At 61.5% G+C, this 17,357-nt stretch carries 18 protein-coding genes and 2 pseudogenes; 5 read left to right on the top strand and 15 right to left on the bottom strand.

What is annotated here, in order from left to right:
* Positions 1-81 precede the first annotated feature (81 nt).
* From AAZU54_RS09820 to AAZU54_RS09775, 10 genes and pseudogenes are all read right to left on the bottom strand, one after another.
* The gene (locus tag AAZU54_RS09820; RefSeq protein WP_186554328.1) at positions 82-1,362 is read right to left on the bottom strand and encodes a hypothetical protein; all 1,281 of its coding nucleotides are present in this window, start codon (positions 1,360-1,362) and stop codon (positions 82-84) included.
* A 46-nt stretch (positions 1,363-1,408) separates the two neighbouring features.
* The gene (locus AAZU54_RS09815; protein WP_186554329.1) at positions 1,409-2,155 is read right to left on the bottom strand and encodes a hypothetical protein; all 747 of its coding nucleotides are present in this window, start codon (positions 2,153-2,155) and stop codon (positions 1,409-1,411) included.
* A 36-nt stretch (positions 2,156-2,191) separates the two neighbouring features.
* The gene (locus AAZU54_RS09810) at positions 2,192-2,872 is read right to left on the bottom strand and encodes a C39 family peptidase (protein ID WP_186554330.1); all 681 of its coding nucleotides are present in this window, start codon (positions 2,870-2,872) and stop codon (positions 2,192-2,194) included.
* A 62-nt stretch (positions 2,873-2,934) separates the two neighbouring features.
* Positions 2,935-4,488: a heme utilization protein gene (locus AAZU54_RS09805; RefSeq protein WP_434727086.1), complete on the bottom strand. Its 1,554-nt coding sequence runs from the start codon at positions 4,486-4,488 to the stop codon at positions 2,935-2,937.
* A gap of 50 nt (positions 4,489-4,538) precedes the next feature.
* Positions 4,539-5,111 carry an adhesin gene (locus AAZU54_RS09800; protein ID WP_264232611.1) on the bottom strand — a complete coding sequence of 191 codons (573 nt, stop codon included), beginning with the start codon at positions 5,109-5,111 and terminating at the stop codon, positions 4,539-4,541.
* Between the two features lies 1 nt (position 5,112).
* Positions 5,113-5,550: a hypothetical protein gene (locus AAZU54_RS09795; RefSeq protein WP_186554333.1), complete on the bottom strand. Its 438-nt coding sequence runs from the start codon at positions 5,548-5,550 to the stop codon at positions 5,113-5,115.
* A 297-nt stretch (positions 5,551-5,847) separates the two neighbouring features.
* The gene (locus AAZU54_RS09790; RefSeq protein ID WP_186554334.1) at positions 5,848-6,399 is read right to left on the bottom strand and encodes an AAA family ATPase; all 552 of its coding nucleotides are present in this window, start codon (positions 6,397-6,399) and stop codon (positions 5,848-5,850) included.
* A complete protein-coding gene (pnuC, locus tag AAZU54_RS09785) occupies positions 6,396-6,962 on the bottom strand; it encodes a nicotinamide riboside transporter PnuC (RefSeq protein WP_186554335.1) in 567 nt (188 codons plus the stop codon). The genes AAZU54_RS09790 and pnuC overlap by 4 nt, the downstream gene beginning before the upstream one ends.
* Positions 6,963-7,153: 191 nt before the next feature.
* Entirely contained in the window at positions 7,154-7,888 is a 735-nt protein-coding gene (locus tag AAZU54_RS09780) for a methyl-accepting chemotaxis protein (RefSeq protein WP_434727121.1), read from the bottom strand.
* Positions 7,889-8,026: 138 nt separating this feature from the next.
* Positions 8,027-8,698, bottom strand: a pseudogene (locus AAZU54_RS09775) (cache domain-containing protein); the annotation flags it as partial.
* A gap of 391 nt (positions 8,699-9,089) precedes the next feature.
* Between AAZU54_RS09775 and AAZU54_RS09770 the strand changes: the two are divergent.
* Both AAZU54_RS09770 and AAZU54_RS09765 read left to right on the top strand, forming a co-directional pair.
* A complete protein-coding gene (locus AAZU54_RS09770) occupies positions 9,090-9,920 on the top strand; it encodes an undecaprenyl-diphosphate phosphatase (RefSeq protein ID WP_186554337.1) in 831 nt (276 codons plus the stop codon).
* 10 nt (positions 9,921-9,930) lie between these two features.
* A complete protein-coding gene (locus tag AAZU54_RS09765) occupies positions 9,931-10,368 on the top strand; it encodes a DUF1294 domain-containing protein (RefSeq protein WP_405129528.1) in 438 nt (145 codons plus the stop codon).
* Here AAZU54_RS09765 and AAZU54_RS09760 read toward each other — a convergent pair.
* Complete coding sequence (locus AAZU54_RS09760; protein ID WP_186554339.1) at positions 10,361-10,720, bottom strand: MmcQ/YjbR family DNA-binding protein; 360 nt, start codon at positions 10,718-10,720, stop codon at positions 10,361-10,363. The two genes, AAZU54_RS09765 and AAZU54_RS09760, sit on opposite strands and share 8 nt — an antisense overlap.
* Positions 10,713-11,615: a LysR substrate-binding domain-containing protein gene (locus AAZU54_RS09755; protein ID WP_186554340.1), complete on the bottom strand. Its 903-nt coding sequence runs from the start codon at positions 11,613-11,615 to the stop codon at positions 10,713-10,715. Before AAZU54_RS09755 ends, AAZU54_RS09760 begins: the two co-directional genes overlap by 8 nt.
* Before the next feature lie 132 nt (positions 11,616-11,747).
* Here AAZU54_RS09755 and AAZU54_RS09750 point away from each other — a divergent pair, with 132 nt between their 5' ends.
* Both AAZU54_RS09750 and AAZU54_RS09745 read left to right on the top strand, forming a co-directional pair.
* Positions 11,748-12,359: an FMN-dependent NADH-azoreductase gene (locus AAZU54_RS09750; protein ID WP_434727085.1), complete on the top strand. Its 612-nt coding sequence runs from the start codon at positions 11,748-11,750 to the stop codon at positions 12,357-12,359.
* A gap of 179 nt (positions 12,360-12,538) precedes the next feature.
* Positions 12,539-13,570: an alpha/beta hydrolase family protein gene (locus AAZU54_RS09745; RefSeq protein WP_434727084.1), complete on the top strand. Its 1,032-nt coding sequence runs from the start codon at positions 12,539-12,541 to the stop codon at positions 13,568-13,570.
* On the opposite strand, the gene AAZU54_RS09740 is transcribed toward AAZU54_RS09745, so the two are convergent.
* From AAZU54_RS09740 to AAZU54_RS09730, 3 genes and pseudogenes are all read right to left on the bottom strand, one after another.
* On the bottom strand, positions 13,547-14,728 hold the full coding sequence (locus AAZU54_RS09740; protein WP_434727083.1) for an MFS transporter: 1,182 nt from the start codon (positions 14,726-14,728) through the stop codon (positions 13,547-13,549). The genes AAZU54_RS09745 and AAZU54_RS09740 overlap by 24 nt on opposite strands.
* 196 nt (positions 14,729-14,924) lie before the next feature.
* Complete coding sequence (locus AAZU54_RS09735) at positions 14,925-16,511, bottom strand: ABC-F family ATPase (RefSeq protein WP_434727082.1); 1,587 nt, start codon at positions 16,509-16,511, stop codon at positions 14,925-14,927.
* Between the two features lie 32 nt (positions 16,512-16,543).
* Positions 16,544-16,895 (bottom strand): annotated as a pseudogene (locus AAZU54_RS09730) (integrase).
* Positions 16,896-16,979: 84 nt separating this feature from the next.
* On the opposite strand from AAZU54_RS09730, the gene AAZU54_RS09725 reads away from it, so the two are divergent.
* Positions 16,980-17,288: a hypothetical protein gene (locus AAZU54_RS09725; protein WP_264232627.1), complete on the top strand. Its 309-nt coding sequence runs from the start codon at positions 16,980-16,982 to the stop codon at positions 17,286-17,288.
* The last annotated feature ends 69 nt before the right edge of the window (positions 17,289-17,357 follow it).

The following is a 17,357-nucleotide window of genomic DNA, read 5'->3' as shown; positions in this document are numbered from 1 at the left end:
GCCAGGGTCAGGAAAGCGGTTGGCTACAAGCCTGGTTACCAAAAGACGGACCCGCCAAGCAGGTCCGTACGTTCGGCAAACTCAGAAGTAATAAGGGAATTTCAGGCTGAAGGAGAAGTCTGGCGAGTCGTCGGTCAGGCCAATCGAGAGGTTGGGCACGATGGTCAGGTTGTCGGTTGCGGCGAAGGTCATGCCGATGTTGAAGTTTGCCGCGTTGTAGTCGCTGTTGGGCACGTCCTGCCAGTCGCCGCCATCGGGTTTGATCTTGCTCTTGGTGGCAAATTGGTCGGACACCGAGAACGACATACTCATTTTTTCGTTCAAGGCAAAGGCAATACCGGCGCCGATCTGCCAAGAGTCACCGAGCTTCACGTCCCCTGCGACTTTACTGTTGACCTGCGGGCTGATGTCGCTGAACGAGTCCTGCATGTTGTAGGTGTAGGACAAGCTGGCAAACAGCACCGCCGGGTCGAAGGTCTTGACCAGCGAGATACCCGGGGTGATCGACCAGACGCCATTGCCGGTCGGCAGGCTTTCAGGCACCGACAGGTTATCGTTGGTCGGGTCGTTGACCAGCTTGATGCCATAGGGGTCTTTGCCGGTAGGCGCCTTGACCCGCAGGGTGGCCACCGCATCGGGCCAGTTTTCCGACTCATCGAGGAATTTATAGGCGACCCCGAAGTTGACATCGCCAATGGTCGGGTCGCGGGTGACGGTGGCATCGGAGGTAACTGGGCCTGCGCCACCGGCGCCGCCAGATGAGTAGGTGGATTCGCGGTAGACCACCGGTACGTTGACGTCGAATTGCCAGCGCTGATCGAGGTTGTAGCGGGCCGTCAGGTCCAAGGTCCAGTTATCGGCCTTGATCCGGTCAAGGTTGATATTGCCCAGGAATATCGAGTCCAGCGCCAGGAAACCATTGAGCACCAAGGCTCGGGTATCGTAGTGGGTGTAGGTCAGGCCGGTTTCGACGCTGAACTTGCCGCCGCCGAAGAAGCCACTGGCCTCGTCATACAGGTTCGATACACTTTGCGCAGGTTCGGAATCTTCCTTGAGCGATTGGCCGTATGAGCTGCCGCTAGTACCTGGCGCGCCTGCGGCAACGCTCTGGCCGCCCCGTACGGTTTCGGCAGGGGATTTGGTCAGGCGCTTGGGTGCAGGGGTTGCGGGTGCTTCCTCAACCTGGCGAACGCGCTGTTCAAGCACCATCAGCGCGTGTTGCTGGGCTTCGTAACGTTGTTTCAACTCCATCAGTTCTTGTTTTAGGGCTTCGACTTGAGGGTCGGGTGCTGCATAGAGCAATGCGGCTGGAGTCAGGCTACCCAAACAGACGATAGCTCTGAAGGTTAACGATCGGTGCATGGGTTAGCCGTCCCTTCTGACTACATTTGATGAGACAGAGCGTAGATCAGAATCCGAGAGTACGAAGGCCTTTGAGCTGGTCTAGGTTGCCGCTCACCGACCCGGCTGCCGAGACGTTGTCACGCAGCACGACATTGAGCGAAGTGAGGTTTCTGACCTGATTGCCGGCGCCGAGCAACGTGGTGTTCTGCATCAGCCCACCCTGGCCCAGGCGTTGGAAGGTGCTGCCCTGGTTATTGTTGGCATTGATGTTCAGTTGCACGCCGGTGCCGCTCGAGGACACGCTCAGCGCGCCTGCAGCATTGGCTCCGAGTACTTTGCTGCCAGCGGCCAAGGCCTCGCCCTGGGGCTGCGTGGTGGGCGCTTTGTTGCCTTTGCTGACATTGATATCAACGCCGTTGTAGGCCAGGTTATGGTCGCCGGCAGCCCGCACGATCTGGGTCACGCCCTCGGTGCTATTGAGCCCCTTGCCGCCGGTTACGCTGCCCGTGCCGGGGCCTTGGCCACGCGGTGTGCCGCTGCCTTTTTGGTTGATCATCGACACGTAGAACTGCGGCTTGATGGTCGATTGCTGGATTTGCATCGACGAGGTGGCGCCAATCACTTCGCCGTTGGCATTTTGCCAGGTGCTGGTCATGACAACCCCGAAACTGATGATCCGCCCTGGCATGACATAGCGCCCGCGCAAGTTGGCCAGCTCCTGATCCTTCAGCTCAATGGGTTTGAACGTCTCCGCCTGGAGCGGCAGGCTGGCGGCCAGGCACACCACGGCTAGCCAGGTTGAAGTCTTCATTGGATGCTCCCGGAGCGTGGTGCTCCCTTGTCATTATTAGAAGAAGTCGCTTTGGATGAATCCGAAATCCATCAACTCTGCGTCTTGCACCGGGGTGAAGTTGTTGATGCGACCTTTGACGGTCAGCGGAATGGGCGGGTCGAGCAAGGCATTGCTCTTGTCGTACCCCTGGCCGATGATGGCAAAGATGATGCCGTTCCAGCCTTTGATGAAATCTTCGACTTTGAAGCGCTTGTGACCCAGTACCGGATCACCGATATACACCCAGCCGTTGTCGACTTTTTGCATGACCACAAAATGCTTGTAGCCGCGGATGTCCATCAGGACCACGACGGGAATGCGGATACTGTGCAAGGTGTCGACGGCTACCCGGTAGCCGCGGGCGCGCATGCCGAGGGTTTCCACGTAGCGTTTCATGTCGAGCATGGAAAAACCCTGCACGCGGACCAGATCCTGATCGGCGTTGGCCAGCATGCCTTCGATGATCTGCTGTTCATCGACGTCCAGCCAATAGGCTTGGCGCAAGATGGTCGCCAGCGCGGCGGCGCCACAACTGAAGTCGGTTTTCTGTTGCACCAGATCGGCGAACTTGCGTTCGCGCACACTCTGGATGGGTTTGAATATCACCGCGCCACCCGGCAATACCGAAAGTGGCATTTGCGCGGCTTCTGCTTGGCTTGCCAGGCAAAGCAACAGCGCCAAGGCGATAATGCGCATGTTCGACGTCCCCCTGCGGATGCTGAAAAAGGCCCCCCGAAGGGGGCCTCAGGCCACAGTACTTAGAACGAGGTGTTGGAGATGGCCAGCGAGTTGCTTTGCTGGTTGCCGACACCCGAGGCCACGTTGACGCCCAGGTTGCCGCTGCCGCCATTCACCGAACCGCTCAGGGTTGCAGTGTTGGTCACAGGGTTAGCCCAGCCGATTGGAGTCAACACTTGGTACGAGATGGTGTTGCTCAGCTCATACGAGTTGGCTTCGCTGTAGCTCTTCGAAATGTCTTTCGAAGACTCGTTGGCCTTCTCGTAGGACTTCTCGAACGAGCTGGAGGCGGTCTTGTCGTACGAGGACTCACGAGACTTATCGTACGAAGAGTCACGTGCCTTGTTGTACGACGAATCGCGCGATTTGTCGTACGAAGAGTCACGCGCCCTGTCGTAGGAGTAGTCACGAGACCTGTCGAACGAGGAGTCGAACGACTTCTCGAACGAAGCGTCATACGCGCTTTCATGCGACGTATCGATCGACGCATTCAACGAAGCGTCAAGCGATCCGCTGGCACTCTGGCTGCGAGTGCGATCGCCAAAGCCGTTGTTGACGGTAGTCGACCGGGTAGACTCGGCTGCGACGGTCAAGGTAGCGTCCAGCGAAGCGCTAGAGCTCGAGCTGGCGCTGCCGCTAGCCGAACCGTTGGCACTGGCGCTGTTGGAACCACTGGCGTTGGCGCTGCCTGAACCGCTGGCGCTGGAGCTGTTGGACCCACTGGCGGTCATGCTGTTGGAGCCGCTGGCAGTCATGCTGTTGGATCCGCTGGCACTCCAGCTGTTGGAGCCACTGGACGCCGAGTTTTTCGAGCCGCTGACACTGCCGCTCGAAGACGAGCTGCGATTGTCGCTGGACTCGAAGGTGCCTTCGCGCGAGAACGAGCCGCTCGAAGTCTTGGTCAGGGTCAGCGTATCTAGCCGGGTTTCACGATCGGCATAGTTGTTGACGGTCAGACCAGGGCCACTTTGGTTGGCAGAAGCGGTGGCCACGGCGTTGCCAATGGGCGCATTGGTGTTAGCAATGGCCATGGTGTTTTTCTGTTGGTTGAGGTCGCCACTGGCGATGTTGACACCAACGTTGCCGTTGGCGCCGCTGGCTGATCCGCTCATGACCGCAGAGCTTTGGGTGGACCAGTTGGTGACCCGGTTGTTGTTGCTGACCTGGCGGACGTCGGCAGTGGCAGTGGCGGTGCCAAACACGAAGCTGTTATCCAGGCTTGAGTCGGAGGCCGCGTTGGCGATGGCGGCGGCGTTGTCTTGTTGGTTGCCGTTACCGGCTGCCACGTTGACCCCGACGTTGCCTGCGGCGCCTTCGGCGGAGCTGCTCATTTCAGCTTCGTTGACAGTCCCTTCGTTCCAGATGCGGTTGCCGGTACTGCTTTGACGATCGGTAGCTTCGGCAGTGGCGCTGATTGGGATGATGATCGGACGAGGGTTGTTGTTGCCGTTGTTGTGGCCGTTGTTATGGCCATTGTTGTGGCCGTTGCCACGCCTATCGTCAGCTTGTACAGCTACAGCCATGATCGCAGCAATTGCGAAAACCAGAGGCTTGATTGCCATCGAGGGTTTCATGGTGATTCTCCGTACTTTATTTTAGGTTAAGTGTTGTTATTACCTGTGGGTCAGTCCGCGACCCGGACGCTCAGGGTGTTGGCCGTTCGGTTTCCCACCCCGGCGCTCTGATTCAACTGGATCACCCCACGACTACCGGTGAAGGCCTGGTCACTCGTGGTGATCTGGCGATAGCCGGGTGCAGAGGCAGTTGCATCGGAGTTATTGATCAGCGCCACGTTCTGTTGCAGCAGGACGCTGTCATCAATGGTTTGCGGTTGCGCACTAATGCTGATGCGCAATGCGTTGGCTTGCTGGTTGCTGGCCCCCGCGCTCTGGTTGACGCCCAGCGCGCCAGTGCCGTTGCTGAAGGCATCGCCCTGGATGCTCGACTTGGCATCGCGCGAAGGGTCGACCTCGCTGCGCAGGCGTTGGCGAATTTGCGTGGTAGCGCTGGCGTTATGGCCAATGGCGAAGGCTCGGGCGTTGGCTTGTTGCTGGAGGTCGCCGGCCGCCTGGTTGACGCTAAGATTGCCCTGGTATTGCGCACCGGAACGGTCAATGGTGGCGGTGTCGATGATGGGGCCTTGGGCAAAGGCCGATGCACTGCAAAGGCTGGCCAGAATCAGCAGCGTGTGCTTCATCTCATTGGCCTCCGCCGAGGATCTTCAGCGCGCCCATGCCACGCTGGACGTTCGAGTTGACCATGTTGGAGATGCCATTGCCCGAGCCTGAAGCGCGTCCACCGGCCAGGTTAGGCAACTGGTTCTGATTGTTGATCTGGCCGCCCAGGTTGTTGGTCTGTTGGGTGATCATGGTGCTGATGCCAGAACCGCTGCTGATACCGGCAAAGTCGCCATCGCTGAGCTCATTGGTTTGCTTGAGAATGTGAGCGGAGGGATTGGTATTGACGGTGACGGGGCTTGGATCGGGGATCAGCGGTGGGCGCATGGCGTTGCGCGGCTGCACATCGCGCGTGATGATGATCACCCCGTTTTCGGCTTGGACTGGCAGACTGAGACTGGGCGCCAGGGCACAACTGAGCAGCAGCAGGCGATAGATGCCTTTATCGAATTTCCCCACGATGGCAATTCCTTCTTCAGAGCGCTGGTCCTAGTCAGCGTTGCGAGGAATAGAGCAGAAGCTGTGCCGGTTTTGCTTATTGCAGTGCAATCAACAGCTTGTGCGGGGGAATGGGGCGCGCCGGGATTTTGCTGTATCAGCGCTGAGACAATTTTTCCTGAAATACCCGCGCAGCCCAGCACGGGCGGTGCCTGAGCGGGCTTTGCCGGGGGTGTATCACCGGCTTAACACTAGCCCCATAACTGGCGAGGGAGGCCCAACTGCGGGGACTATGGCCCAGTGAGATGTATCAGCGGCTTAACACTCGGTGGGGCACGCTGCGGCTTTGCCGTTCAGTAAACGCTGCACCGCAGCGAGCACGGCAGCGCTGCGCTGCGGCCAATCACCGCCAATTACCTGCACCGGCTGCTGATGGCGCTGCAGCCAGGCATGGCTGTCGCTGAAGAACGCCTGGCGTTCGCGTAAATCGGGCTGGCAGCGCTGCCCATCACCGACCCAACTGACGCCCTGCGGGTCGAGCAGCAGGTGCAGATCGTAGTGGCGTTCAAGCAGTGCTTGCTCGATCCATGCCGGACAATCGTTGAACAGTGCCCGGCTCCACAGCAGGTTGCTCAACAGGTGGGTGTCGAGGATCAACAACTCAGGCTGATGGGCGCGCGCGGCGTCTTCCCAGGCCAGTTGACCGCGAGCAATCGCCGGAATATCGGCGTAGCAGGTATCGCGCCCTTGCTCGTCGATAAAATGACGCACGTATTCGCCGACCAGTTCACCACCAAAGTGCGCCTGGATCTCACTGCTGAGCCAGCTCTTGCCGCTGGACTCCGGCCCGCACAGCACCAGGACCTTCATGCGTTGCCCAGCGCCGGGTCACGGCGCCACTCCAGCCAGCCACGCACCGCGATCACGGTGAGCACGACGAACAGTCCGGCGGTGAAGTACAGCTGCTGGTGCAGGTATTGGCCGACATAGACCACATCGACCACCAGCCACAGCGGCCAGCATTGCACGCGCTTTTGTGCCATCCACACCTGTGCGACCAGGCTGAAACCGGTCAGGGTAGCGTCCAGCCAGGGCAGGGCGGCATCGGTCCAATGCGCCATGGCAGCGCCTAGCGCCATACTCAACAGCAGGCCCACGGCCAGCCCGGCGAGTATCTGTGGGCGCGCCAGGCGCGATACCTGGCGGGCATCCTCGACCCGCTCGGGGCGTGTCCATTGCCACCAGCCATAGAGCTGCAGCAGGGCGTAGGTGGCCTGCAGGAGCATCCCCGAGTACAGCTTCACCTCGTAGAAGAACCAGCCATAGAGGGTCACCATCACCAGGCCGATTGGCCAGCACCAAGGGTTTTGCTTGACGGTGAGCCACACGGCAATGACGCCGAGCACGGCGGCGATCAGTTCAAGGCCGGACATCGGCGATCCTTGGCGGCAGGGAAAGGGCGCGATTGTAGCCTGTGGGGGCGGACAGGAGTAGCGCTCAGTGCAGGCCACGACGCGGGTAAACCTACAGGGTGTATCGCGCGCAATTGCTGCGAACGACACCAACCCTGTAGGCGCCGGCTTGCCTGCGAAGAGGCCGGCAGCGGCGACCTCTGCCGACGCTGTTACACCCTGAACTGCTTCAACAACTGCTCCAGTTCCTCGCTTAGGCGTGCCAGCGCCATTCCCGAATCCGTCGATTGCCGCGCCGCTTCGGCCGTTTGCAGCGACAGTCCGGCTGTCTCGGTCACATTGCGGTTAATCTCTTCGACCACATGCGACTGCTGCAAGGTAGCACTGGCGATGGACGCGTTCAGAGCCGTGAGGTTGTTTAATACCTGGCTGATGGCATCCAGGCTGGTGCCTGCTTCACGGGCTTGCTCGACGGTCTGGCGCGACGCCTCGCTGCTGGTGTCAATGGCTCGCACCGCCGCTTCCGACTGGCCTTGCAGGTGCTCGATCATGGTCTGGATTTCGGCGGTCGATTGCGCGGTGCGCTGGGCCAGCAGGCGCACTTCATCGGCTACCACGGCAAAGCCGCGGCCTTGCTCGCCGGCCCGAGCGGCTTCAATGGCGGCGTTCAAGGCCAGCAGGTTGGTCTGCTCGGCAATCGAGCGAATCACCTCTAGCACGCCGCCGATCTTGTTGCTGTGCCCCGCCAGTTCACGAATGACCTGGACCGCTTGATCGATGGTGGCAGACAACCGGTCGATCTGCTCCAAGCTGCCGTGAATCGCCTGTTGGCCATGGCTGACCTGCTCCTGCGCGGCGCGCATCTCGCTGGCTGCCTGTTCGGCGTTCTTGGCTACGTCCTGGACGGCATAGGTGACCTCATTGACCGCTGTCGCCACCTGATCCATCTGCAACGACTGCTGGGCGCTGCGCTCGTGGGCTTGGCCGGCGTTGTCGCCGACATGGCCGGCCGATTGGGCCAAGGCGTGAGCGGTGCCCTGCAATTGACCAACCACCCCCTGCAGCTTGCCGTTGAAGCGGTTGAAGTGCTCGCCAAGGTGGGTGATCTCGTCGCGACCATGGGTGTCCAGGCGCTGGCTCAGGTCGCTTTCGCCACTGGCGATAATGCCCATGGCCTGTACCGCTTCCTGTAACGGGCGGGCAATGCTACGGGCGATCAGCATCACCAGCAGCCCCATCAACAGGGCGATACCCAGGCCCAACAGGCAGGCATCGCGAACCTGGCGGGCGAACTCGGCCTGTACGTCATCGACGTACACCCCCGAACCGATGATCCACCCCCAAGGCTTGAACAGCTGGATGTATGAGGTCTTGGCCACCGGCTCGCTGGCACCCGGCTTAGGCCAGCGGTAGTCGACGGGCCCGGCGCCCTGGCTGCGAGCCAGGGCGACCATTTCGTTGAACACGGCAAAACCATCCGGGTCCCGGATGGCCGCCAGGTCCTGGCCATCGAGCTTGGGGTTGGCTGGGTGCATGATCATCTTCGGCGCCAGGTCGTTGATCCAGAAGTAGTCGTTCTGGTCGTAGCGCAGGCCGCGCACCACTTGCAGGGCTTGCTGCTGGGCGGCGTCGCGGGTGAGCGTACCGTTGGCTTCCAGGCCTTGGTAGTAGGCCAGCACCCCCGCTGCGGTTTCGACCACATGGTGGGTCTTCTCGGCCTTGGCTCGGTACAGGTCAGCATGGATCTGGCGCAGCATCAGCAGCCCCAGTACCAGCAACATCGCCACCGCCACCAGCAGGATCAGCCACAAGCGGCGGCTGATCGACATCGACCTCAAGGTCTTCATTTATAAGCTACTCCCGCGTTGTTCTTGTTATTGAGATGCATCCAAGCATGCTTTGCCGTTGCTCCCCCAGTCGACCAATGGCTAGGTGTCCGGCAGGACAATCCATGATGTTTGCGCGCGAGCCTTCGGCGGGCTGCTCTGATAGCATCTCGGCCGCTTTGGATGAAACCTTTAGGCATCCGGAACAATTCAACTGGCATTGCGCCTGACAGTCGCTGTAAAACTGCCGGGCCGCGTGCGGCAATCACCAGCAAATCAAGAACAAGGGGCGTGCCACGAGCTGCGTCCCATCGGGGGAATGATGGATTTTTGGAGTGCCTTTCAGGCAATCATCTTAGGCGTCGTCGAAGGACTGACAGAGTTTCTGCCGATCTCCAGTACCGGGCACCAGATCATCGTCGCTGACCTGATCGGTTTTGGTGGCGAGCGGGCCATGGCGTTCAACATCATCATCCAGCTGGGCGCGATCCTGGCGGTGGTGTGGGAGTTCCGCCGCAAGATCTTCGATGTGGTGCTGGGGCTGTCCAGCCAAGCGCCGGCGCGACGCTTCACGGCCAACCTGCTGGTGGCGTTCATGCCGGCAGTGGTGCTGGGCGTGCTGTTCGCCGACTACATCCACGAGTACCTGTTCAACCCGATCACCGTGGCGGCCGCCTTGGTCGTGGGCGGGGTGATCATGCTCTGGGCCGAGCGGCGTGAGCATCGTATCGAGGTCGACCATGTCGATGACATGCACTGGAGCCACGCGCTGAAGATCGGCCTGGTGCAGTGTGTGGCGATGATCCCAGGGACTTCGCGTTCCGGCTCGACCATCATCGGCGGTTTGCTGTTTGGCTTGTCGCGCAAGGCCGCGACCGAGTTCTCGTTCTTCCTGGCCATGCCAACCATGGTGGGCGCTGCGGTGTACTCGGGCTACAAATACCGGGAGCTGTTCCAGCCTGCCGATCTGCCGGTATTCGCCATCGGTTTCGTGGTGTCGTTCATCTTCGCCATGATCGCCGTGCGGGCGCTGCTCAAGTTCATCGCCAACCACAGCTATGCGGCCTTCGCCTGGTACCGCATCGTCTTTGGCCTGATCATCCTGGCGACCTGGCAGTTCGGCTGGGTCGACTGGGCGACGGCGCAGGGCTGATATGGCGCGTATGCACACTGCGGCCAGACGCGGCAATGGCGCTGAACAGGGCGTGCGCCATGCACGCCTGAAGCTACTGATTCTCGCCGTTCTGTGCCTGTTGCCTGGCCTGGGTGCGGCGCAGATGGCCTGGAGTGGGCAGTCGTGGTTGCCATTGGCGGCCTATCCAGCCGTGAGCTTGATCAGCCTCATGCTCTATTGGCAGGACAAACAGCAGGCCCGCAGCCAGGCCTGGCGCACGCCGGAAAAGGTCCTGCATGCCAGCGAACTGTGCGGCGGCTGGCCTGGCGCCTTGCTGGCCCAGCAGCTGTTTCGGCACAAGACACGCAAGACCTCCTATCAGCTGACCTTCTGGGCCATCGTCGCCGTGCACCAGCTGTTTTGGTTCGATCATCTGGCGCTGCAAGGGCGCTGGCTAGGCGCGGCGGTAGCGCCGTTGTTCAGATAAGCAGCCCAAGGCGCAATCGCTTGGGCAGGCGCTGCACCACCAACTGGTGGGAGCGCTGCAGCAGATCGCACAGCGCGGTTCGGCCCATGGGATAGGGCGGGGCCATGCTGATCCAGCGGGCCCTGGCCAGGTAGGGAGCCGGGCGCACGCCCGGGAGGTCGACATACCCCAGGAACAGCTCGTCATCGACCTTGAACGACAACCCCGCACCCGCCAGGTCGAGCACGGCAAACATCTTGTTGCCGGCCACCGAGAACACCCGGATCCCACCCCACTTGTAGTCTTCTCGCGCTCCTGGCAGGCCCAGGCAAAACTCGGCCACCTGCTCAGGGCTCATGCGTTGCTCAGACATAGCGCTCTCCACAGGCCTCGAACGAGGCCGCCAGATGGTCGATCCACACCCGCACCGCCGGCAGCACGCCCCGCCGGTGTGGGTACACCGCCTGCAGCCAGCCGCCCGGCAGCGACCAGTCGGGCAACAGGCGCACCAACTCACCGCGCTCCAGCTCTTCTTCGCAGTACATGCTCGGCAGCGCTGTGAAGCCCAGCCCGGCCAGCACCGAGGCCTTGCGTACGACAAAGTCATCGATGGCCAGGCGCGGCTCCAAGGCCAGGTCCTGCTGACGCCCACCAGGGCCAAACAAGCGCAGATGCACCAATCGATCAGCCTCGGCCGCGCCCAACACCGGTAGGCTGGCCAGCTGCGAAGGCTCACTGATACCGTCGGCAAAGCCTGGCGCGGCAACCAGATGCATCTGCGCCTGGCGCAAGCGGCGGGTGACCAAGGCCGGGTCCTCGTCGCCCAGGTCGCGCACCCGCAGGGCCACGTCGATGCCTTCGGAAATCAGGTCGACCCGGCGATTGAGCAGGACCATGTCCAACTGCACCAGCGGGTGCAACTCCAGAAAACGGCTGATCACCTCCGGTAAAAAGGCATGCGCCAAAGCCACCGGGCATGACACTCGCAAGCGCCCGCGTGGCTCACTGGTCATGCTGGCGACGGCTTCATCAGCCATCTCCGCTTCCAGCAGCATGGCCTGGCAGTGATGCAGATAGCGCTCGCCCACCGCCGTCAGCTTCAGTTGGCGCGTGGTGCGTTGCAGCAAGCGGGTGCCCAGGCGCTCCTCCAGCTCGGCGATGCGCCGCGACAGGCGCGATTTGGGGATACCCAGTTGGCGGCCGGCGGCGGCAAAGCCGCCAGCCTCGACCACGCGGGCAAAGTAGAACAGGTCGTTGAGATCTTGCATGTGAAAATCCATTGTTCCATCAGTAGGACAAACTAATGCATTTTTACCGACTTATCAGCTATTCGATGGTTGTATAGGATTCTCTCCATCGTGATCGCCCACTACCGCGGTCGTCATTCACAGGAGAGTCCCATGAAACTGTTGCATATCGATTCGAGCATTCTGGGCGACAATTCCGCCTCCCGTCAGCTGAGCCGCGAAGTGGTAGACGCCTGGAAAGCCGCTGATTCGAGCATCGAAGTGGTCTACCGCGACCTGGCCGCCGATGCCATCAGCCACTTCTCCGCCGCCACCCTGGTTGCCGCTGGCACCCCAGAGGAAATGCGCGATGCCGCCCAGGCGCACGAAGCCAAGCTGAGCCAGGAAACCCTGGATGAGTTCCTCGCTGCCGACGCCGTGGTGATCGGCGCGCCGATGTACAACTTCACCGTACCGACCCAGCTCAAAGCCTGGATCGACCGCATTGCTGTCGCTGGCAAGACCTTCCGCTACACCGAAGCCGGCCCAGAAGGCCTGTGCGGTAACAAAAAGGTGATCCTGGTTTCCACCGCAGGCGGCCTGCACGCTGGCCAACCGACCGGTGCTGGCCATGAGGACTTCCTTAAGGTGTTCCTCGGCTTTATCGGCATCAGCGACCTGGAAATCGTCCGTGCCCACGGCCTGGCCTATGGTCCAGAGCACCGCAGCCAAGCGATCGACGCCGCTCAGGCGCAGATTGCCGGTGAGTTGTTCGTCGCTGCCTGAGTGCAGTGATGTGCTGACGCCATCGCGGGCCAAGCCCGCTCCCACGCTACCTCCTTTTAGAGGGCGGTAGCGGGAGCTGGCTTGCCCCGCGCTGCGTTGTTTCATCCAGTTTTCATCTGCTGGCCAAGGCCGGGGCTTATGCTGGCGCTATCCTTCCGTTTCGCGGGGAGACGCCTGCGATGAACCGAACCCCTGTGTTGGTAGCGTGCCTGTTGTTGGCCGACCTGTTGGCTCGCGCTGACGCGGCGCCGTGGGTTGCAGGGTTGCATCATCTGCAACTGGCCGACCCGCTAGACGCCCGCCCGATGCAGGCCTTGGCGTTCTATCCCTCCACAGGTCAAGCACATCACATCCGCCTTGAAGGCTATCCGCTCACCGTAGCCGAGGACGCTCCGGTCGCGCTGGGGCAGTTCCCTTTGCTGGTCGTGTCCCACGGCAATACCGGCAGCCCTTTGGCTCTGCACGATTTAGCCAGCGCGCTAGCGCGTCGGGGATTCGTGGTGGTGGCGCTGACCCACCCGGGCGACAACGCCAGTGACCACAGTCGCCTGGGTACCTTGAGCAATCTCTACGGCCGGCCATTGCAAGTGAGCGCAGCGATCAGCGCTGCGCGTGCGGACAGCGTGCTCGGCCCCTATTTGAACGACGGCAAGGTGGGCGTGATTGGTTACTCGGCAGGGGGCGAGACGGCCTTGATCGTGTCTGGCGCCCAGCCCGACCTCGATCGTTTGCACCGTTACTGCCTGGAGCGCCCTGGTGATGCCGATGCCTGCAAGACCCACGGCGTGTTGATCGCTGATCGCAGCGAGCTGACCGCCCAGGCCGACCCCAGGGTTGGCGCACTGGTGCTGATGGCGCCGTTGAGCTTGATGTTTGGCCGGCACGCCTTGAGCGGCGTGCATGTCCCTGCGCTGATCTACAGCGGTGACAACGATCAGTTGCTGGCGCTGGATCGCAATGCCCAGGCTCTGGCGCGCAAGCTGCCGGTCACCCCCGACTATCGGTTGTTGGCAGGGGCGGGGCATTTCATTTTCATGGCGCCCTGCGATGCCGAGCAGCATGCGCGCATGCCTGTAGTGTGCAAGGATGCCGAGGGCGTCGACCGTCGGCAGATTCATCACTCGCTACAGCGCGAAACCGCCGATTTCTTTAGCCAGACCCTGGGTGGGCCAGAGCCAGGCGAGCGCTCAGCGGCGGCGAGCGAGCACTAGGGTCAGGCCCACCCCAGAAAGCGCCAGCAGGGCGGCCACGCCGAAGATCGAGGCATAGCCCAGGTGCACCGCCACTGCGCCCATCACCGGGCCAGCGATTGCCAGGGCCAGGTCGAAAAACACCGCATACGCCCCCAGGCCAGCGCCACGGCTGCTGCTCGGCACCTGTTTGATCGCTTCCACGCCCAGGGCCGGATACACCAGGGACAGGCCGAATCCGGTCAAGCCCGCGCCAACCAGCGCCCAGGCAGGCGAGGGCGCAAGCCAAAGCAGGCTCAGCCCTAGCACTTCCGTCGCCATACAGCTCACAGCCACCGCATAACCGCCAAAGCGATTGACCGCATTGACGAACAGCCGCCGCGAAATGATGAAGCACACGCCGAACGCGCTCAGGCACAACGCCGCGCCAGCCCAGCCGCGCTCCAGGTAATACAGGGTGACGAAGGTGGTCAGCGTGCCATAGCCAATCGAGGCCAGGGTCAGGCCCATTCCACAAGGCGCTACTCGGGCGAACGCCGACCAGAACGGCAGGCGTTCGCCGCGTACTACCACGACGTCTGGCCGCTTGCGCAGGGCCAGCAGCGCCAGTGCCGCCAGGATCAGCAGGGCCGGCCCCAGCACGCTGAAGTCCAGGCCATCGACCATCAGCACGCCCACCGGCGCGCCGATGGCGATGGCGCCATACGAGGCGATGCCGTTCCAGGAAATCACCCGTGCGGTGTGCTCGGCGCCCACCTGGCTGATGCCCCAGCTCAAGGTGGCAACGCCGATCAAGCCTTGGGCGATGCCCAACAGCAAACGCCCACCGAGCAGCAGCGCCAGGCTCAGCCAGGGCAGGCTCAGGGTCCAGGCCGAGAACAGGGTCAGCACCCCGCAACCGGCGATGCCAAACAAGCCGTAGCCAATGGCTCGCTTGCCACCCAGGCTGTCTGCCACCCGCCCGGCGAACGGCCGGCTGAGCAGTGTCGCCAGGTACTGCAGGCCGATGGTCACTCCAGCGATCACCGCGCCAAAACCCAGTTGGTCGTGCACATAGCTGGGCAGTACCGCAATCGGCAGGCCGATGCAGAGGAAGGCGATGAAGGTATAGAAGACGATCGAGAGGATCTGCTGGGTGATGGCAAAGCTATTACTGGGGGCGGGTTCTTGCGCGGTCATGGGCTCGTTCGCGGGCGGGCGGTTGGGCGTGCAAGCATCATGGCCGTAGTCTGGGATAAATGAAAGCAGGCTAACGAATTATTCGTCGGCTGGTGCTGGCCGCAGGCCGAAAAGAGCGCGGGGCAAGCCCACCCCCACGCACTGCGTGAGGGCGGGCTTGCCCCGCGATTGCTGGCTACTGACTCAGTCGCTCAGCTCAGACCACGACGCCCTGGCTACGCAGGTAGTCGTCATAGGTGCCGCTGAAGTCGACCACGCCCTCAGGCGTCAGCTCGATGATCCGGGTCGCCAGCGACGACACGAACTCGCGGTCATGGCTGACGAACAGCAGGGTGCCTGGGTAGTTTTCCAGCGCCAGGTTCAGCGCCTCGATCGATTCCATGTCCAAGTGGTTGGTCGGTTCGTCCATCACCAGTACGTTCGGCTTTTGCAGGATCAGCTTGCCGAACAGCATCCGGCCTTGCTCACCACCGGAAATCACCTTGACCGACTTGAGGATCTCGTCGTTGGAGAACAGCATCCGGCCCAAGGTGCCACGGATCATCTGCTCGCCCTGGGTCCACTGGCCCATCCACTCGAACAGGTTGACGTCATCTTCGAAGTCGTGGGCGTGGTCCTGGGCGTAGTAGCCCACTTCGGCGCTATCGGTCCACTTGACCGCACCCGCGTCGGGCTGCACTTCACCGACCATGGTACGCAGCAGGGTGGTCTTGCCGATACCGTTAGGGCCGATGATGGCGACGCGCTCACCGGCTTCGACGGTGAAGCTGAAGTCTTTGAACAGCACTTTGTCGTCGAATGCCTTGGCCATCTTCTCGATGGTCACCGCCTGACGGTGCAGCTTCTTGTTCTGCTCGAAGCGGATGAACGGGCTGACCCGGCTCGACGGCTTGACCTCGGCCAGCTGGATCTTGTCGATCTGCTTGGCCCGCGAGGTGGCCTGCTTGGCCTTGGAGGCGTTGGCCGAGAAGCGGCTGACGAAGGTCTGCAGCTCGGCGATCTGCGCCTTTTTCTTGGCGTTGTCGGCCAAAAGTTGCTCGCGCGACTGGGTTGCAGCAGTCATGTACTCGTCATAGTTGCCCGGGAACAGGCGCAGCTCGCCGTAGTCCAGGTCAGCCATGTGGGTGCACACGCTGTTGAGGAAGTGCCGGTCGTGGGAAATGATGATCATGATGCTGTTACGCGCCGTGAGAATGGTTTCCAGCCAGCGGATGGTGTTGATGTCCAGGTGGTTGGTCGGCTCGTCGAGCAGCAGCACGTCCGGATCCGAGAACAACGCCTGGGCCAGCAGCACGCGCAGTTTCCAGCCCGGCGCGACTTCGCTCATCGGGCCGTAGTGCTGTTCCAGTGGAATACCCAGGCCCAGCAACAGTTCGCCGGCGCGCGAGTCGGCGGTGTAGCCGTCCATTTCGGCGAACTCGGTTTCCAGCTCAGCGACGGCCATGCCGTCTTCTTCGCTCATCTCAGGCAGCGAATAGATACGATCACGCTCGGCCTTGACCTTGAACAGCTGCTCATGGCCCATGATCACGGTGTCGATCACAGTGAAGTCTTCGTAGGCGAACTGATCCTGGCGCAGCTTACCAAGGCGGGTGTTCGGCTCAAGCATCACCTGGCCGCCAGACGGCTCCAGATCGCCGCCGAGGATCTTCATGAAGGTCGACTTGCCGCAACCGTTGGCGCCGATCAGGCCGTAGCGGTTGCCGTTATTGAATTTGACCGAGACGTTCTCGAACAGCGGCTTGGCGCCGAATTGCATGGTGATGTTAGCGGTAGAAATCAAGTGCTTGTCCTGCGGGGATTCCAGAGGTGTATTTAGGCCCTGTCGTCAGTCTTGGGCCAATTTTGGGCCAATTCGACGCGGGGCGGCAGCTTCTCCAGCTCCCTCCAGTCCGAGGAGGAGCTGATCCATTTCGCGTAGGTAGAGAGCAACATCTCGACGCTGTGGCCAAGCTGGCTCGCGATGAACGCGGGGTTCATCCCAGGCATCAGGCACATGGTTGCGTAGGTGTGGCGGGTGTCGTACTGACGGCGTTCACGGATGTTCAGCGCCTTCAGCGCCGATTTGAAGTGGCGGATTGTAACACTTGGCTCGTTGATCCACAGCCCACCTTTGCCAGGTTTGGAACATCAAGCGACTGGTCGGGTGGGCCGACTTGGACGCCATGCGACGAAGGGTAGCCTATCGAATCGTGGCGATTGATTGGCGCCACTCATTTGATATCGTTGGGTTCCGCTTACAGGAGGTTCTATGTCAGGAAAGTTTGTCACGCGCTGGTTCTACGCATCACTGGAATCAGGAACCAAGCCAGCCGGGCTCTTCGGGAACAAGGTCGAAGTTGTGCACAATCAGAAGGTCGTGGATTTTGATGAGTACGCGGCGCACTTACAAAAAATGTACGAAGACTTTGATCACGCCGGCTACGACGTTATCAACGTGGTACCGATTGCGATGGGGCAGTCCGAGTCATGCACACAAACGACTGGCAATTACGTAGGGGACGTCGGATTCTCGATCACCCGCGGCGCGGTCGTCGTTGGCAAGCGCCGAGATTCCTAGGCAACACTCGCGAGTTCCGATACCGTCGGCCATGGATCATCGGCTCGCGCCAGTGCTGCCATCGGCGGC

This window comes from Pseudomonas sp. Je.1.5.c, assembly GCF_051129895.1.
In the GTDB taxonomy this organism is placed as follows: Bacteria; Pseudomonadota; Gammaproteobacteria; order Pseudomonadales; family Pseudomonadaceae; genus Aquipseudomonas; species Aquipseudomonas urmiensis.
This window is presented reverse-complemented; position numbering and strand designations above follow the sequence as displayed.

Bases quoted from the DNA above. Each gene is read 5' to 3' on its own strand.
- AAZU54_RS09820 (WP_186554328.1), bottom strand. From the start codon at position 1,362: ATGCACCGATCGTTAACCTTCAGAGCTATCGTCTGTTTGGGTAGCCTG.
- AAZU54_RS09815 (WP_186554329.1), bottom strand. From the start codon at position 2,155: ATGAAGACTTCAACCTGGCTAGCCGTGGTGTGCCTGGCCGCCAGCCTG.
- AAZU54_RS09810 (WP_186554330.1), bottom strand. From the start codon at position 2,872: ATGCGCATTATCGCCTTGGCGCTGTTGCTTTGCCTGGCAAGCCAAGCA.
- AAZU54_RS09805 (WP_434727086.1), bottom strand. From the start codon at position 4,488: ATGAAACCCTCGATGGCAATCAAGCCTCTGGTTTTCGCAATTGCTGCG.
- AAZU54_RS09800 (WP_264232611.1), bottom strand. From the start codon at position 5,111: ATGAAGCACACGCTGCTGATTCTGGCCAGCCTTTGCAGTGCATCGGCC.
- AAZU54_RS09790 (WP_186554334.1), bottom strand. From the start codon at position 6,399: ATGAAGGTCCTGGTGCTGTGCGGGCCGGAGTCCAGCGGCAAGAGCTGG.
- pnuC (WP_186554335.1), bottom strand. From the start codon at position 6,962: ATGTCCGGCCTTGAACTGATCGCCGCCGTGCTCGGCGTCATTGCCGTG.
- AAZU54_RS09780 (WP_434727121.1), bottom strand. From the start codon at position 7,888: ATGGATCAGGTGGCGACAGCGGTCAATGAGGTCACCTATGCCGTCCAG.
- AAZU54_RS09770 (WP_186554337.1), top strand. From the start codon at position 9,090: ATGGATTTTTGGAGTGCCTTTCAGGCAATCATCTTAGGCGTCGTCGAA.
- AAZU54_RS09765 (WP_405129528.1), top strand. From the start codon at position 9,931: ATGCACACTGCGGCCAGACGCGGCAATGGCGCTGAACAGGGCGTGCGC.
- AAZU54_RS09760 (WP_186554339.1), bottom strand. From the start codon at position 10,720: ATGTCTGAGCAACGCATGAGCCCTGAGCAGGTGGCCGAGTTTTGCCTG.
- AAZU54_RS09755 (WP_186554340.1), bottom strand. From the start codon at position 11,615: ATGCAAGATCTCAACGACCTGTTCTACTTTGCCCGCGTGGTCGAGGCT.
- AAZU54_RS09750 (WP_434727085.1), top strand. From the start codon at position 11,748: ATGAAACTGTTGCATATCGATTCGAGCATTCTGGGCGACAATTCCGCC.
- AAZU54_RS09745 (WP_434727084.1), top strand. From the start codon at position 12,539: ATGAACCGAACCCCTGTGTTGGTAGCGTGCCTGTTGTTGGCCGACCTG.
- AAZU54_RS09740 (WP_434727083.1), bottom strand. From the start codon at position 14,728: ATGACCGCGCAAGAACCCGCCCCCAGTAATAGCTTTGCCATCACCCAG.
- AAZU54_RS09725 (WP_264232627.1), top strand. From the start codon at position 16,980: ATGTCAGGAAAGTTTGTCACGCGCTGGTTCTACGCATCACTGGAATCA.